The sequence below is a fragment of the Roseateles sp. PN1 genome (assembly GCF_038419725.1).
GTDB lineage: Bacteria > Pseudomonadota > Gammaproteobacteria > Burkholderiales > Burkholderiaceae_C > Paucibacter_A.
This window is the reverse complement of record NZ_JBCARA010000007.1, coordinates 72,895-88,849: the sequence shown is the minus strand read 5'-3', so window position 1 is coordinate 88,849 and position 15,955 is coordinate 72,895. Positions and strand designations below refer to the sequence as shown.

The 15,955-nt window shown below is 64.5% G+C and carries 15 protein-coding genes and 1 pseudogene; 13 read left to right on the top strand and 3 right to left on the bottom strand.

The window, feature by feature from the left end; all coding sequences use genetic code 11:
- Positions 1-117 precede the first annotated feature (117 nt).
- From AABB87_RS12555 to AABB87_RS12545, 3 genes are all read left to right on the top strand, one after another.
- Positions 118-867, top strand: coding sequence for a substrate-binding periplasmic protein (locus AABB87_RS12555; RefSeq protein WP_341971695.1), 750 nt, complete (start codon positions 118-120; stop codon positions 865-867).
- Between the two features lie 98 nt (positions 868-965).
- Entirely contained in the window at positions 966-1,955 is a 990-nt protein-coding gene (msrP, locus tag AABB87_RS12550; protein ID WP_341971566.1) for a protein-methionine-sulfoxide reductase catalytic subunit MsrP, read from the top strand.
- 3 nt (positions 1,956-1,958) lie between these two features.
- Positions 1,959-2,615 carry a sulfite oxidase heme-binding subunit YedZ gene (locus AABB87_RS12545; RefSeq protein ID WP_341971565.1) on the top strand — a complete coding sequence of 219 codons (657 nt, stop codon included), beginning with the start codon at positions 1,959-1,961 and terminating at the stop codon, positions 2,613-2,615.
- Here AABB87_RS12545 and AABB87_RS12540 read toward each other — a convergent pair.
- Positions 2,541-4,697 (bottom strand): S9 family peptidase, encoded by a 2,157-nt coding sequence (locus AABB87_RS12540; protein ID WP_341971564.1) that lies wholly within the window; start codon positions 4,695-4,697, stop codon positions 2,541-2,543. The genes AABB87_RS12545 and AABB87_RS12540 overlap by 75 nt on opposite strands.
- A 132-nt stretch (positions 4,698-4,829) precedes the next feature.
- Between AABB87_RS12540 and AABB87_RS12535 the strand changes: the two are divergent.
- The 6 genes and pseudogenes from AABB87_RS12535 to AABB87_RS12510 form a co-directional block, all read left to right on the top strand.
- Positions 4,830-5,408: pseudogene (locus AABB87_RS12535) on the top strand (FAD-dependent oxidoreductase); the annotation flags it as partial.
- Between the two features lie 408 nt (positions 5,409-5,816).
- Positions 5,817-6,185: a dihydroneopterin aldolase gene (locus tag AABB87_RS12530; RefSeq protein WP_058721997.1), complete on the top strand. Its 369-nt coding sequence runs from the start codon at positions 5,817-5,819 to the stop codon at positions 6,183-6,185.
- Between the two features lie 20 nt (positions 6,186-6,205).
- A complete protein-coding gene (ttcA, locus tag AABB87_RS12525) occupies positions 6,206-7,159 on the top strand; it encodes a tRNA 2-thiocytidine(32) synthetase TtcA (RefSeq protein ID WP_341971563.1) in 954 nt (317 codons plus the stop codon).
- Positions 7,160-7,266: 107 nt separating this feature from the next.
- Positions 7,267-7,938 carry a DUF4136 domain-containing protein gene (locus AABB87_RS12520; protein WP_341971562.1) on the top strand — a complete coding sequence of 224 codons (672 nt, stop codon included), beginning with the start codon at positions 7,267-7,269 and terminating at the stop codon, positions 7,936-7,938.
- Between the two features lie 44 nt (positions 7,939-7,982).
- Entirely contained in the window at positions 7,983-9,365 is a 1,383-nt protein-coding gene (gene glmU / locus AABB87_RS12515; RefSeq protein WP_341971560.1) for a bifunctional UDP-N-acetylglucosamine diphosphorylase/glucosamine-1-phosphate N-acetyltransferase GlmU, read from the top strand.
- A gap of 145 nt (positions 9,366-9,510) precedes the next feature.
- A complete protein-coding gene (locus AABB87_RS12510; RefSeq protein WP_341971559.1) occupies positions 9,511-9,975 on the top strand; it encodes a hypothetical protein in 465 nt (154 codons plus the stop codon).
- 977 nt (positions 9,976-10,952) lie between these two features.
- On the opposite strand, the gene AABB87_RS12505 is transcribed toward AABB87_RS12510, so the two are convergent.
- Both AABB87_RS12505 and AABB87_RS12500 read right to left on the bottom strand, forming a co-directional pair.
- Positions 10,953-11,807: a transposase gene (locus tag AABB87_RS12505; RefSeq protein WP_341971558.1), complete on the bottom strand. Its 855-nt coding sequence runs from the start codon at positions 11,805-11,807 to the stop codon at positions 10,953-10,955.
- A 76-nt stretch (positions 11,808-11,883) separates the two neighbouring features.
- Positions 11,884-12,393: a thioredoxin family protein gene (locus tag AABB87_RS12500; RefSeq protein ID WP_341971557.1), complete on the bottom strand. Its 510-nt coding sequence runs from the start codon at positions 12,391-12,393 to the stop codon at positions 11,884-11,886.
- A gap of 95 nt (positions 12,394-12,488) precedes the next feature.
- On the opposite strand from AABB87_RS12500, the gene AABB87_RS12495 reads away from it, so the two are divergent.
- The 4 genes from AABB87_RS12495 to AABB87_RS12480 all read left to right on the top strand — a co-directional run bounded on the left by AABB87_RS12495 (position 12,489) and on the right by AABB87_RS12480 (position 15,948).
- Entirely contained in the window at positions 12,489-13,421 is a 933-nt protein-coding gene (locus AABB87_RS12495) for a DUF808 domain-containing protein (RefSeq protein ID WP_341971555.1), read from the top strand.
- Between the two features lie 9 nt (positions 13,422-13,430).
- A complete protein-coding gene (locus AABB87_RS12490; protein WP_058718555.1) occupies positions 13,431-13,658 on the top strand; it encodes a hypothetical protein in 228 nt (75 codons plus the stop codon).
- Between the two features lie 110 nt (positions 13,659-13,768).
- Positions 13,769-14,422 carry a UPF0149 family protein gene (locus AABB87_RS12485; protein ID WP_341971554.1) on the top strand — a complete coding sequence of 218 codons (654 nt, stop codon included), beginning with the start codon at positions 13,769-13,771 and terminating at the stop codon, positions 14,420-14,422.
- Positions 14,423-14,424: 2 nt separating this feature from the next.
- Positions 14,425-15,948, top strand: a complete 1,524-nt coding sequence (locus tag AABB87_RS12480) for a M48 family metalloprotease (RefSeq protein WP_341971694.1) — start codon at positions 14,425-14,427, stop codon at positions 15,946-15,948.
- Positions 15,949-15,955 lie beyond the last annotated feature (7 nt).

Sequence of the window (15,955 nt, the reverse complement as noted above, 5' to 3'; positions counted from 1 at the left end):
GTGCTCACGCGAGCAGAGACATCGACAGCAATGAGTTGAACTGAGCTCAATATGATGTGGCCGCGCATATGCCGGGGCAAGCGAGGCAGGGCACTGGCTTTGAGATGGGCCTTGGCCGTGGGTTTGGCCGCACTGACAGGCGGCGTGGCGGCCGAAACCTCGGCCCTGCAAATTGCCACCGGCGAGTTGCCGCCCTACGCCACCCAGTCACGCCTCGACCAAGGTATTGCCTTGGCGATTGTGCGGCGCGCCTTCGAGCTCAGCGGTCACAAGGTCGAGTTCCATTTCCGCCCCTGGCCACGAGCCCAACAAGAAACCCAGCAAGGCCAGTGGGACGCATCTGCTTACTGGGGCGCATCGCCAGCGCGACAACGCAGCTTTTTGCTCAGCGACAACGTCCTGACCGAGCAATGGGTGATCATCTACCGCCGCGAACTCAAACTGGACTGGCAAGAGTTGCGCCAGTTGCGCCCCTACACCCTTGGCGTCATTCGCGAGTACACCTACACACCGGAGTTCTGGGCGCTACTGAAAAGTGGCGAACTGCGCAGCGACAGCACGCCTAGCGATGAGGCTGGCTTGCGCAAACTGCTGCTGGGCCGCATCGATGCCATGCCCATGGAACGCAATGTGGCGTGCGATCTGCTCTACCGGCACTTCACGTCAGAGCAGGCCAGTCGCTTGCAAGCCCATCCGCGACTGCTGACCGAGAGTTTCACCACGCACCTGATCCTGCCCCTCCAAGCGCCTCGCAGTGCCGCCTTGCTTGCCGATTTCAACCAAGGCCTCAAGAAGCTCAAAGCCAGCGGCGAATACCAAACCATGCTGAGCAAGGTGCAGTGCCCGTCCAGTTGGCTAGGCGGGTAAAAACCCTGGGCCATCCTATTTTTTGCTAGCCGCGTAAGCTCAGGCCCGCCCGGTACGACAGACGGGGCAAGTTCAACCTCAACCGAAAGCCTGCCCCTATGAATCGCGACTCCCCGCTCCTGCGCTCCCCAGCCGCCACCGAGATCACCCCACGCGCCGTCTACGAGCAACGGCGCGACTGGCTGCGCCTGATGGCCAGCGGCGCCGCCGGAGCTGCACTGGCCAGCTGGGCTGGCCGTGAGGCCCTGGCCCAGGCGCCCGGCGGCGGCAAGCTGCCCAAACTGCCCGGCGCCAAAAGCAGCGTGGCCGGCGCCATCAGCCTGGAGAAGCCGACCAGCTACCAAGACGCCAGCAGCTACAACAATTTCTACGAGTTCGGCACCGACAAGTCCGACCCCGCCCGCTACGCCGGCAGCCTGCGCACCCGGCCGTGGACGGTGACGGTAGAGGGCGAGGTCGGCAAGCCCGGCGTGTTCGATCTGGACACCCTGCTCAAGCTCAGCCCCATGGAAGAGCGCATCTACCGCCTGCGCTGCGTGGAAGGCTGGTCCATGGTGATTCCTTGGGTGGGCTATTCCCTGGCCGAGCTGATCAAAAAAGTGGAACCCACCTCCAAGGCCAAATTCGTTGAATTCATCAGCTTGGCCGACAAGTCGCAAATGCCCGGCGTGCGCTCCGGCGTGCTGGACTGGCCCTATGTGGAAGGCCTGCGCATGGACGAAGCCATGCATCCGCTGACCCTGCTGAGCTTTGGCATGTATGGCGAGGTCTTGCCAAATCAGAACGGCGCGCCGGTGCGCCTGGTGGTGCCATGGAAGTACGGCTTCAAGTCGGCCAAGTCCATCGTCAAGATCCGCTTTGTGGAGAAGCAACCCACCAGCAGTTGGACCAAATCGGCCCAGCAGGAATACGGCTTCTACTCCAACGTCAACCCGCAGGTCGACCACCCGCGCTGGAGCCAGGCCAGCGAGCGCCGCATCGGCGAAGACGGCTTGTTCAGCAAGAAGCGCCCGACCCTGATGTTCAACGGCTATGAAGCCCAGGTCGCTCACCTCTACGCCGGCATGGACCTCAAAAAGAATTACTAAGCCATGCCCAAGCCGAAGAATCTCTGGCTGCACCCCGCCGCCAAGCCGCTGCTATTCGCGCTATGCCTGCTGCCGCTGGCTTGGCTCGTTTGGGCCGCAGCCAACAATCAGCTGGGCGCCAACCCGGCTGAGGCGCTGATACGCGGCCTGGGTGACTGGACCCTGCGCGGCCTGTGGCTCACGCTGGCCATCACGCCCTTGCGCGTGCTCAGCAGCCAGCCCGCCCTGCTGCGCTTTCGCCGCATGCTGGGCGTCTTCACCTTTGTCTACGGCAGCCTGCATTTGCTGGCCTACGCCTGGCTGGACATGGGCCTGGACTTCGGCGACATCGCCCACGACATCGCCAAGCGCCCCTTCATCCTGATGGGCTTCACCGCCTGGGCCTTGATGCTGCCCTTGGCCGCCACCAGCTTCAACAAGGCCATCAAGGCTCTGGGTGGCAAGCGCTGGCAGTGGCTGCACAAGGCCGTCTACGCCGTGGCGGTGATCGGCCTGCTGCACTTCATCTGGATGCGCGCCGGCAAGAATGATTTTGCCGAGCCCGCGGTTTACGGCGCCATCCTGCTCCTGCTGCTGGGCTGGCGCTTAGTTCGCCACTACCGCGCCAGGCGCGCTAGCCGCAGCGGCGGCGCCATCAGCGCCAGCAGCCGCTTGGCCTGAGGCGCGGCTGGCCGGGCCGATGTGCCGGTCCAGGAACTCCAGCATGCGGGTGTAGAGCTCGACGTTGTTCTCCACCTTGCCATAACCATGGCCTTCACCGGCCTTGATCATCACCACTTCGGCGGGCTTGCCGGCCTCGCTCAGCGCAGTGATCATGGCCTTGGTCTGCTCCAGGGGCGTGCGGCGATCGGCTTCACCAGCGTAAATCATCAGCGGCAGCTTGGAGCGCTCGGCATGCAGCGCCGGCGACACTTCTTGCGCCCGCGTCCAGTCGTCGCCCACCACGCCCAGCAGGCGCTTCCATTCCGCCACGGCAAATTCGCTGCCCGAAAAATCGGTCCGGTTCGAATTCAGCTGCAGCTTCATATCGCTCACCACCAAGCCGGCCACAGCGCACTTGAAGACTTCGGCCGAGCGGATGCTGGCCCATAGCGCCGCATAGCCGCCGTAGCTGGCGCCGCTGATGCAAACCCGCTGCGCGTCGGCAAAGCCCTGGGCCACGGCCCAATGGGCGGCGTCCTCATGGTCATCCGACAGTTTGCGGCCCACCTCACCAAAACCGGCACGATAGATTTTTTGCCCCAGACCTGGCGTGACGCGGTAATTGGGCAGCACCACCGCATAGCCACGCGAGGCCAGCAACTGCGCCTCCCGCACGCCAAAGCTGTTCAGCGCACCCCAGGTATCGGCACGAACTTGTGGACCGCCATGAACATGCACCACGGTGGGCAAGCGCTGGCCCGGCTGATAGTTGGCCGGCAAGAAGTAGTAGGACGGAATCTCCAAGCCGTCGCGCGTTTTCAGCAAGAAGGGCCGCATCGTCACCAGATGCTCCTCCTCCACCTCATCACGAGAGCGCAAGGCTTCTTCCAGCGTCTTCTTTTCCGCGTCGAAGATGTAGAAGGTCGGCACCGAGCGGTCGCTCCACACCGTCACCAAGCTGCGCGCGCCGGCGCTCTTCTCAAAGCGCACCGCTTTGCCTGGGAAGAGCGCCTCGAACTGGGCCTGCAGCTGGGCATAGCCGGCATCGAAATAAGCCACTTGATAGCGTTCATCGGCAATCGCCACGCCCACAGCCTGATGATTCTTGGTGTCGTACAACAAGCCGCCAGAGATGTCATAACGAGGATGCACGGCCAAGGGCTCGGCCATTTTTCCCGCCGCCACATCGAAGCGATACAGGCCTGTGGTGTCGCGGCCATTGCGCGCCGCCACGATCAAATCCTTGCCGTTGTCAGCAAAAGCCACCGGCTGCCAACGCTGGCGCTCATCAGGTTCGAAGCGAGCCAGCACCTGCCAGGGGGCGTCGATGGCGGCTCGCAGCATCACCTTGGCGCCGCCAAATTCGCGCGGATCGTCCTCCTTGTCCACCACCATGGCCAAGCGTGGCACGCCCTGGGGATCCAACAGCCAACCCCGCACGTCACCAGGCTGATCAAAAGTCAGCAGCTTTTTTTCACCGCTGTCCAAGTTGACCCGATAGATGTCTTGCACCTTGGCGCTGCGGAAATTGCTGCTGACCAAAATCTCATGCTCGCTGCCGGGCACCGGCATCAAATAGCTCATGCGCCGGAAGTGGCCTTCCCTGCGGCTCATTTGTTCACGCAGGGTGGGCGACAGCTTGCGAAAGTCCTTGCCATCACGCCGGATCGTGAACAGGCCGCCGCCATCGCCCGACTCCGGCCCGGTGGGCGAATTTAAGCGGCCAAGGCTGAACACCAGACGATCGCTGCCCACCCAATGCAGGCCGACCACGTCGAAATCGGTCTGGCCGGTCAGGGCCTTGCCCTCGCGGGTTTGCAAATCCACCACCATCAAATTGCGACGCCCACCGACGGGCGCCAACACGGCCAGGTAGCGGCCGTCCGGCGAGATCGATGGTTGGGCAAAACGCGGCGGCTCCACATAGGCACGAACCGGCAGCGGTGCTGCTGCAGCAGCCGAGGCCGGCGCAGCCTGAGCCTGCGGGGCCGCATCAGCCGCCCAGAGCGGCGTGGCTTGCAGCAGCAAGGCCACCAGGCCGCCGGCCAGCCACAGGGGCAGAGAGATTGAACGAACGCAGCTCGAATCGAGTCTTGGCATGAGCCAATTTCCTTGTCAGTTGGCAGTTGTCTTGCGGCAGTTTTTGGCGCGCATTCAGGGGCCGCCATCCTAGCGGCAAGCGCAACTGCACCAGCCTGGGATAATTGCCGATTCAGTTCCCACACCTGCCCCATGCCCCAGCTTGCCTCCGCCGACGGCCACACCCCTCTCGCCAGCAGCGTCGACGTCGCCATCATCGGCGGCGGCCCCGCGGGCTGCAGCGCCGCCTCCTGGCTGAGCCAGCTGGGCCTGCGTGTGGCCCTGATTGAGCGCGCGGCCGAGCTTTGCGCTTCACTGCAGGCCTTGCAATTCCCTCAGGATTGGCTGCTGGGCGCCCCCGGCGACACCTTGGCCGAGCTGGGCCAGCGCTATGCCGCGCAGACCCGCGCCTTGCCGGGCTTGCAGCTCTACCTGCAGCGCCGGCTCAGTCATGCCGACTGGATCAACGGCCAGGGCTGGCAGCTGCGCCTGGACGATGGCCGCCAGATCCATGCCAAAAGCCTGCTGCTGGCCACCGGCCTGCAGCCGCTGCGGCCCGACCTCTTTTTCGCCAACGCGCACGCCCGCATCCTCGATGCCATCGCGCTGACCACTCAGCGCGCCACCTTGCCGCCGGGCCGCATCCTGCTGCTGGGCGGCGGTGACAACGCGGTCGAGAACGCGCATTTCCTGCAGGCCCACGGCCACCAGGTCACGCTGTGGTCGCGCAGCGATTGGCGCGCCCAGCAAGGCTTGGTGGACAAGCTGCAGCCCGCAATCATCCAGCGCCCGCGCTGCCCTCTGCCCAGCCAACTGCTGCCGGACGCCACCGGCGTGCAGGTGGACTCGCGCGAGCATGGCGAAGAGCGCTTTGACCATGTGGCCGTGCTGCTGGGCTACGAAGCCGCGCCCGAGGCCTGGCTGCTGGTGGGTGACGCCTTGCAGCGCGCCGGCGTCACCGCGCCCTCGCACCCCTTCCGTGACGAGCCGCGCTTTGCGCCCCTGGGCCTCTTCGTGGCCGGCGACGCCAGCGGCCACCAGCACCCCTGCGTGCAAACGGCCCTGGGCGATGGCGTGGTGGCGGCCAAAGCGATTGAAGCGTTTTTGCGCCCGCTGCGCGAAGGCCAAGCCCCGCTGACCCTGCGCCGCAACAATCGCCAGATCATTCACATCACCGGCCTGCGCTTCGGCGCCAACCTCGGCGTGCTGGACTTTGAGCGCGAAGGGCCACAGCCGATTCAGGTCGATGCCGAGGTCAATCTGGGCGCGCAGACCATTGTTTCGCGCGATGCCGACATCGGCCATGTGCTGGACTACCGCCGCGTGCGCACCATCATCATTGACGAATGCACCGCAGAGCACACCGACCTGCTCGAAGCCCTGCTGGGCAAGCTCTGCACCCGCTTGATGAGCTTGCATGGCGTGGTGGGCGTGCGCATCAAAGTGACCAAGCTAGAAATATTCCCCGACTGCCAAGTCGCCATCAGCGCCGAATGCGGCCAGTGGTAAATCAGATGAAGATGAACGACATGAACACCCTCGCCCCTGAAGTCGACAACGCCCCCGAGGCCAAGGACAAGGACAAAAAACAGTCCGTCGAGATCACCAAGCTGTCCAAACGCCTGCATCGCCAGGTGGGCCAGGCGATCACCGACTACAACATGATCGAAGAGGGCGACAAGGTCATGGTCTGCCTGTCCGGCGGCAAAGACAGTTATGCCATGCTGGACATCTTGCTGAATATGCAGCAACGCGCGCCTATCAATTTCGAGATCGTGGCCGTTAATCTGGACCAGAAGCAGCCCGGCTTCCCCGAGCACATCCTGCCCGAATACCTCAAAGGCCGTGGTGTGCCCTTCCACATCGAGGAGCAGGACACCTACTCCATCGTCAAGCGCCTGGTGCCCGAAGGCAAGACCACCTGCAGCCTGTGCTCCCGCCTGCGTCGCGGCAATCTCTACCGCGTGGCTTCGGAGTTGGGTGCCACCAAGATTGCGCTGGGCCACCACCGCGACGACATCATCGTCACGCTTTTGCTGAATATGTTCTTCGGCGCGCGCATGAAGGGCATGCCGCCCAAGCTGGTCAGCGACACCGGCCAACATGTGGTGATCCGGCCGCTGGCTTATGTGGCCGAGCCCGATCTGGTGCGCTGGGCCGCGCATCGTGAGTTCCCCATCATCCCGTGCAATTTGTGCGGCAGCCAGGAGAACCTGCAGCGCGTGCAGGTCAAGGCCATGATCAATGACTGGGAGAAGAAGTTCCCCGGCCGGGTCGAGAATATGTTCACCGCCATGAGCAAGGTCGTGCCCTCGCACATGATGGACCGCGAGCTATTCCCCTTCCAGACCATCAAGGCCACCGGCCAACCCGATGCCAATGGCGACATCGCCTTCGACGAAGACGAGGCCTGCGGCACACCCACCACGACCAGCATCAGCAGCGTGATCCCGGTGCGGCGCGAGGCCAAGCAAGACGAGTGATCTGGTCAATTGTTCTGGCCGCTCGATCCGACACTCGCCCGGGCGTCAAGGCTTGACCGCCCTGACACGCAACAATGCTGGGATCGCGAGCACAGGAGCAAAAGCACATGAATCGACGTCGTCTGTTTGCAGGTGGCCTGACGCTGCTGGCCGCCACCGCCCTGATGGGCCTGAGCGGCTGCAGCAGCACTTACACCCTCAACACCGAAGTGGCCAGCTTTGGCAGCTGGGCGGCTCCGCGCCAGCCCGGCAGCTACACCTTTGACCGCCTGCCCTCGCAGCAACAAGCCGGCGACAGCGCTGATTTGCAAAGCCGCATCGAAGACAGCGCCCGCGCCGCACTCAGCAAAGCCGGCTTCAACGAGGCCAGCGACCCCAAGGCGGCTGACTATCTCATCTCGCTGGGCGTGCGCATCAACGCGCAAGACCGCTCTCCCTGGGACGACCCGCTTTGGTGGCGCTGGCACGGCAGCTACTCGGCCTGGCGCTATGGCTATGGGCCCGGTGCCTGGCCGCGCCGCGGCGCCCACCCCTTCTACAGCCCCACTGACATGATGCTGATGGAGCGGCGCTTTGAGCGCTCGGTCGCCCTGCTGGTGCGCGAGCGCCAGACTTTGGAGCCGCTGTTTGAAGCCCGCGCCAGCAGCGAGGGCAACAACCAAGGCGATATGGAACTGATCAGCGCCATGTTCGGCGCCGCGCTGAGCGGGTTCCCGCAAGTGGACCCCAAGCCACGCCGGGTGTCGGTGATGGTGGGCACACCCAGCCCTGTCAAATAGGCCGGTGATAATCGCGACTTCATCCTTGGAGTCGCGATTTTTCTATGGCGCTGAACATTGTCATCATGGCCGCGGGCAAAGGCACCCGCATGAAGTCGACCCTGCCCAAGGTCTTGCACAAACTGGCCGGGCGCGCCCTGCTGCAGCATGTGCTGGACAACACGGCGCCCTTGGCAGCCGAGCGGCGCATCATCATCACCGGCCATGGTGCCGAGCAAGTGGAAGCGGTCGTGGCCGGCAGCCCCGGCGTTGCCTTTGTGCGCCAGATGCCCCAGCTGGGCACCGGCCACGCGATTCAGCAGACCGTACCCGTGCTGGGCGATGAGGTCGCAGGCAGCACCTTGATTCTCAGCGGCGACACCCCGCTCACCGCCACCAGCACCGCGCGCCAACTGGTCGAAGCCTGTGGCGGCGAAAAGCTGGTGCTCTTGACCATCGAGTACAGCGACCCGACCGGCTATGGCCGCATCATCCGCGAGGGCGAGTCGCTCAAAGCCATCGTCGAGCACAAGGACGCCAGCCCCGAGCAGCGCCTGATCCGCGAGTGCTACACCGGCATCATGGCCGCGCCCACCGCCGCGCTCAAGCGCTGGGTTAGCCGCTTGAACAATAACAATGCCCAGGGCGAGTTCTACCTGACCGACATCGTCGCCATGGCCGTGGCCGAAGGCGTGCCGGTGGTGGGCGTGAAGACCGACCATGAAACCGAGGTGCTGGGCGTCAACAGCCCCGTGCAACTGGCCGACCTGGAGCGCCGCTTCCAGCGCCAGCAAGCCGTCACCTTGATGGACGCCGGCGTGCGCTTGGCTGACCCGTCCCGCTTCGATCTGCGCGGCAGCCTGACTTGCGGCCAGGATGTTGAAATCGACATCAACTGCGTGTTCGAAGGCCAGGTCACCCTGGGCGACGGCGTGCGCGTTGGCGCCAACTGCGTGATTCGCAATGCCCATATCAAGGCCGGCGCACGCATCCATGAGTTCACCCATATCGACGGCGAGGCGCTGGGCGTCACCGTGGGCGAAGGCGCCCTGATCGGCCCCTTCGCACGCCTGCGCCCCGGCGCCGAGCTGGGCCCCGAGGTACACATCGGCAACTTCGTCGAGGTCAAGAACAGCACCATGGCGCGTGGCGCCAAGGCCAATCACTTGGCTTATCTGGGTGACGCCACCGTCGGCGAGCGCGTCAACTACGGCGCCGGCGCCATCACCGCTAATTACGACGGTGCCAACAAGCACCGCACGGAAATCGGCGCCGATGTGCATGTGGGCTCAAACTGCGTGCTGATCGCGCCACTGACGATTGGCGCTGGCGCCACGATTGGTGGCGGCTCCACCATCACCAAAACGGTGGCGGCTGGCGAGCTGAGTGTGGCGCGCGGCAAACAAATCGCCATCAGCGGCTGGGCCCGCCCGACCAAGAAGCGCTGACAAAGCCTTGTTTTCGCCTTGCAGCGTGATAATTGCACAGCGTCGAGTCTTGGCTTGATGGCGCCCCTCATCTGCGGGGCGCCTCCCGTCAGGCCAGGGGAATACGATCAGGACTCCAGCAAGGTGCCGGCAGTAAAGGCGAATCATGGCAAGCAAATCAACATCACTGGCGAGCGGCAAGCATGTCTTGGACATTGCCAGCCCGCTGGCCGACGCCAGCCATGGCCAGCATCCCGCCGTGAGCATTGACGAACAAGCCCGCGAGCGGCAAGAGCAAAACGCCCGCAGCGTCGCCCTGGAAACCGAGGCGCTGTACCAAGCGCATTGCGATAACGCCGCTCAAGCCTGCTGGTACCTCTGCCGCAGCTTAGGCTTGGCGCGCCAGATGGAAGCCGACGGCGAACCCACGCTGGAATTGCTTTTCCAGCTGCTGGGCGCCTTGGCCGACCTGCCCGCCGACATCGCCAGCCAGCCCATGCCCGAACAGCAGGGCGGCGACAACCTGGGCGTGTTCGAGTTGTGCCAGCAACTGGCCAGCGCTCGCGAACAAAGCCAGGATGCCTGGGTGGAAGCCGAACTGGCCGCCCCGACTCACGCGCTGACGCACTGACGACCAGCCACACTTCTACCTGGGGCGCCATCAAGCCCCGCGGGCGACTTGCCCACCCTGCTCAAATTTGCAGCAGCGTATTGAAATCCTATTCAGATCAACGGCTTGCAGCCGCTATGGGCGGCTTACCCACGCGCTTATCCACAGCAGGCGGGGACAGATCGTGAAGTGCACAGGAAGCCAGATGGCAGCCGTCGGCGAAGCACTGCTGGAATTGGGCTTCCAACCGCTAGGCACCTTGGCCGCCCCGACTCAGGCCTTGACACGCTGACTCAGTGATGCACTTCCGTCTGCGCCACTTCAAGGCCAGCTGGCAATCTACCCACCGTGCTCAAATTTGCAGCAGCGCGTTGAAAGCCTCGTCAGATCAATGACTTACTGCCGCTGTGGGCAGCTTACCCACGCGCTTATCCACAGCAGGCGGGGACAGTTCGTGAAGCAAATGGGGATCCAAAGCTGAAATTGCGCCTCCGACTGCTGCACGTCTTGGCAGACTGACGCACAAACGCACTTCCACAGGGGCTAACTCAAGCCCATCAGGCAATCTACCCACCGTGCTCAAATTTGCAGCAGCGCGTTGAAAGCCCCGTCAGATCAACGACTTACGGCCGCTGTGGGCAGCTTACCCACGCGCTTATCCACAGCGGGCGGGGACAGTTCATGAAGCGGATGGGGAACCAAGGCTGAAATGGCGCCTTTGACTGCTGGATGTCTTGACACACAGACGCACTTCCATAGGGGCCAGTTCAAGCCCAGCGGGCAGGCTACCCACCGTGCTCAAATTTGCAGCAGCGTGTTGAAAGCCTTTTCATATCAATGACTTGCCGCCGCTGTGGGCAGCTTACCCACGCGCTTATCCACAGCGGGCGGGGACAGATCGTGAGGCTGGCGCAACTTCAGGCGGCGCAGCTTGAATTGACCCACGGAGCAAGGCGCCGAGAAGGCCAACAAGCCCGCAAGCACTCAGCCCTTAGCCCTCAGCCCAGTCCACGCTCGTAGGCAGCCACCAAGCGGCTCACCCGCGACACCGACAGGCCCAGCGTCTGCGCCAGCACGCTCATGCTCATGCCGCCCTCGGTGTGGGCTTGATAAAGCGCCTGCTCGCGCGAGTCGCTGCGCGCCAGCCAATCGGCCCACTGCCCAGGGGCTGCCTTGGCGCTGGCTGCTGGGCGGCTGCGGCGGCCCTGCGCCAACATGCGGCGCGCAAAGGCGTCGTCACCCAGAAAGATCTGCTGCCGCAAGCGCCCGGGCCACAAGCGCAGCTGGGAATCGCTGGCCTGCAACTTGGCATAACGCTCTGCCGCGCGGCGCCGATCGGCGGCACCGCTCAAGGCACGGCCCATCACAAACGCCCACAGGCCGTCGGCCTCCAGCCATTCGGGCACGGCTACCAAGCCGGCATGCGCCGGATAACTCGACCAAGGCCATTGGGCCAGGTCCTTCACCAGACCCATTCGCAGCGGGTTCAATTCGATATAGCGGCAGGTGTCCAGCAGATGCGCTTCGCGGTCCACCAGCACCGCCTTGAAGCGGCCGTGAAACAGCGTGCCGCAGCCACCGTGGCGCAGGTGATGCTGCTGGGTGTAGACGCCCAAGAGATGCCGCATCAGCTGCGACAAATTGCCGCGCCGGGTGAACAACAGCAAATGAAAGTGGTCGGGCAGCAGGCAGTAGGACAAGAGCTGCGCATCGAAGCGGTGCAGGGTCTGCGCCAGCAAGGCGAGAAAGGCCGCTCGGTCCTCATCATCGGCAAACGCTGGGACGCCAGGTTCACACCAGGAACTGAGGTGGTAAACCGCCCCAGGGAACTCAATGCGTAGAGGACGTGCCATGAGGCGAAAGGTAGTCCACCCCGCGCCAAAAGGCAACACTTGACCCCAAGAAATCACATGCCGCTTAAACCCTCAGTCAGGGACTGGCGTGCAGACCCTGCAAGACGCGCAGCACCGCCTCGTCGCCCATATTGCGGGCATCGGCCAACTCGCCACCGCCGGTGGCCTTGATGACCTCGCCGTCGCGGCCCAACACGGCGGCGGCCGGAATGCCCTTCTTCAGAGGCACGCCCATTTGCTGGGCCAGATCGGTATTTCGATTGAAGCGGCCCACATCCACCTTCAGCACCACCAGGCGCTTGGCCACGTGCGCGGCCAGGCTGCCCTCGCTCATCTTCTTGTCCAGCGCCCGGCAGTCACCGCACCAGTTGGCGCCGAAGACCACCAGCACATTCTTCTTCTGCGCATTGGCCGTGGCCAGGGCCTGGTTGAGCTCGGCACGCGCATCGGCTTGCTCGTTGTAGACCGGCTTGAGCGCAGCGGAAGCGGCAGCGCTGGCCGGGACTGCTGCAGCGGTGGCCACCTGGGCCTGCGCAGTGATGGACGAGAGGGACAGCAGGGCCAAGGCCAAAGAGATCAGTTTCACGAGTCAATTCCTCAGGAGAGAATGGGCGCCAGTTTGCCACGCCAGTTCATGGCCGGTGGCGCTCCAAATCATTCAAACATTGTTGAAAGAATTCCATGGCGGCTTCCAGCCTCTTGCTCCTGATCGATGACATCGCCGCCGTGCTGGACGATGTGGCCCTGCTCTCCAAAGCCGCCGCCAAACAAACCACCGGCGTGCTGGGTGATGACCTGGCCCTGAACGCCCAGCAAGTCAGCGGCGTGGCGGCGGATCGCGAGCTGCCGGTGGTATGGGCCGTGGCCAAGGGCTCGTTCAAGAACAAGGCGATTCTGGTGCCCGCCGCCCTGGCCATCAGCGCCTGGGCGCCCTGGGCCGTGACGCCGCTGCTGATGGTGGGCGGCGCCTATCTGTGCTTCGAGGGCTTTGAAAAGCTGGCGCACAAATACTTGCACAGCGCCGAGGACTTGGCCGCCGACCAAGCCGCACTCAGCCAAGCCGCACTCAGCCAAGCCGCACTGGACCCCCAACAAGACCTGCTCGCCTTCGAGGCCGACAAGGTGCGCGGCGCCATCCGCACCGATTTCATCCTCTCCGCCGAGATCATCGCCATCACCCTGGGCACCGTCAGCGCCGCCGCCTTCGGCACCCAGGTGCTGGTGCTCAGCGGCATTGCCCTGCTGATGACGGTGGGCGTTTACGGCCTGGTCGCGGGCATCGTCAAGCTGGACGACGCCGGGCTCTACCTGAGCCGCCGCAAAGGCAGCTTGAGCAAGCAGTTTGGCCGGCTGTTGCTGGTGGCCGCCCCCTGGCTGATGAAGGCGCTGGCGGTGGCCGGCACGGCCGCGATGTTCTTGGTTGGCGGCGGCATCCTGGCCCATGGGCTGCCGTTCTTGCACGAGTTGCCGGCGCAGCTGGCCCAAGGCCTCGGGCCCCTGGGCGGCGTGGCTGGGCTGCTCAGCAGCGGCCTAGTGGGCGTGGTGGCCGGCGCCCTGGTGCTGGCCGGGGTCTCGCTGGCACAGCGCCTGCGCGGCGCATTTGCAAAAGGTTAGGATATTGCTATGAAGACGTACACGATTGAAGTTCAAAAGTTCAAGGCCGCCAGCAACAACATCCACGGTCAGATGTTGTTCAAGATTGACGCCTTGATCACCCCCAAAACCCCGGTCGAAGGCATCGAGCCCAGCACCGTATTGGCCCTCACCGAGGCCAATGCCCGCGTGCTGATGGCCTTGCTGAAAACCCAGCTGGCCGAGTTCGACGGCAAGAAGGCGCGCAGCCGTTTTTAAAGCCCGCCTGCCCCTCCCCGGCGCCAGGTGGAGGGCGGCTCGACAAGCGGGCCGGGCCTGCGCTGAATCAGCGCAGCGCCTGACCGCGGTGAAGCAGCGACAATCCCCCCATGGAATATCCTCAGTACGACCCTAACTCCGACCATCAGCCCCTCTCCGACGAGGAGTTGTCCACCCTGGATGACATGCTGACCAAGCTGCCCAATGTTGACGCCATGAATATCGAGGCGCTGGACGGCTATCTGGCCGGCCTGCTGCTGAGCCCGCAAGCGCTGCCCACCCTGCCCGGCGCCGCATGGCTGCCCGAGGTCTGGGGCGGCGACGGCGAAGACCTGGCTGCCGACACCAAACCCGAGAACTACCCCTTCGTCAGCGGCAAGCAGCGCAAACGCGTGCAGTTGCTGGTGCTGCGCCATCTGCGCTCCATCGCCTGGCAATGGACCGCCAAGCCCGAGCTGTGGGAACCCATCTTCAGCGTGGCCGAGCAAGACGAAGGCGAAGACTTGATCGATGCCGAAGTCTGGGCCCTGGGCTTTTTGACCGCGGTGGATCTGGCGCCCGACGCCTGGGAGCCAATGTTCAAGGACGCTGTCACCGGCCCCTTGCTGGCCCCCATTGCCCTGCTGGGTGGTGACGAGAACCTGCAGAGCGAGGCCGAGCAAGCCCGCTTGAACGACCCGCTGGAACGCGACGCCCTGAGCCGCTCGGTGCTGGACAACGTCTTGCAACTCTGGGCCCTGCGCCACCCACAGCAGCCGGCTTGAGCATGCGCAGCCGGGTAAAAAGTAGCCTGGCTGCCGCAGCCGCAGCAGCCTTGTTTTTGAGCGGCTGCGGCAGCGTGGTGGTCAACCCGGTGACGGGCCAGGCCGAACGCTCGGTGATGGACGAAGCCAGCGAGATCGCCGAGGGCAAAAAAGCCCACGCCCAGGTCTTGCAGGAATACCAGGCTCTGGCCGACCCCAAGCTGCAAGCCTATGTGAATGAGCTGGGCCAGCGCCTGGCCAAACAATCCCACCGCGCGCATCTGGCATGGCACTTCACCGTGCTGGACAGCCCGGAGGTGAATGCCTTCGCCCTGCCCGGCGGTTATGTCTATGTGACGCGCGGCATCATGGCCTATCTGGATAGCGAGGCCGATCTGGCCGGCGTCATCGGCCATGAAATCGGCCACGTCACCGCCCGCCACGGCGCGCAGCGCGCCACCCGCCAGCAGACGGCCGGCTTTGGCGTGCTGGCCGCCAGCGTGCTGGGCGCAGTGCTGGAGTCGCAAGGCCTGGGCGGCGCAGGGCAGATGCTGGGCCAGGCCTCGCAAACGGCGGCCGCCGGCTATATCGCGTCCTATGGCCGCGAGCAGGAATTGCAGGCCGACGGCCTGGGCGCCGAATACCTGGCGCGCAGCCATTACCGGCCGCAGAACATGGTCAATGTGATCGGCGTGCTCAAGCAGCAAGAGCGTTTTGCCGCCGAGCAAGCCAAGACCGAGGGCCGCGCCGCGCCCACGCAAGCCAGTTGGCTGGCCTCCCACCCCAGCAATGACCAACGCCTGGCACAGATCCGCGACATCGCCAGCCAATACAAGGCCGACGACGGCAACTACCAGGACGACGGTAGCGAGCCCTACCTCAAGGCCATCGAAGGCATGGCTTACGGCGAAAGCGCCGAGCAAGGCCTGAGCCGCGGCAACAACTTCTATCACACCGGCCTGGGCCTGGCCATCAGCGCCCCCATGGGCTGGAAGATCAATAACGGCGCCGAGGCCGTGAGCCTGGTCAACGCCGCGGGCGACGCGGCCCTGGTGCTGCGCCCCATCCCAGCCAAGGCCGGCGGCGCGCATGAAGACATCTTGCGCCGCCTGCTCAAGCCCGAGCAAGGGCAGGTGGAAAAGCTCAGCCTCAACGGCCTGCCCGCCAGCCACTTCAGCGGCGTGGTGCGTAACGCCCAAGGTCAGCGGCAAGCGGTGGAGCTGACCCTGGTGGACGGCCCCAAGCAACAGCAATACGTTTTGCAATACCTGGGCCGCGACGCCGGCGCGATCTACCGCGCCCGCCCACAAATGCGCGAAGCCGAAGCCAGCTTCCGCGCCCTCACCGCCGCCGACCGCAAAGCCGCCCAGCCCTGGGTGCTGCGCCTGCAAGCTTTTCCCGCCGGCGGCTTTGCCCAACTCGCCAAGAACTCACCTCTGGGCGCACGAGCCGAGGCTCAGCTGCGTTTGCTGAATGGGGCACTGGATAACGATCCCAAGCCGGGACAGAAGGTGAAAGTGGTGGCAGTGGCCGCTGCGCGGCCGTGATGAAGAT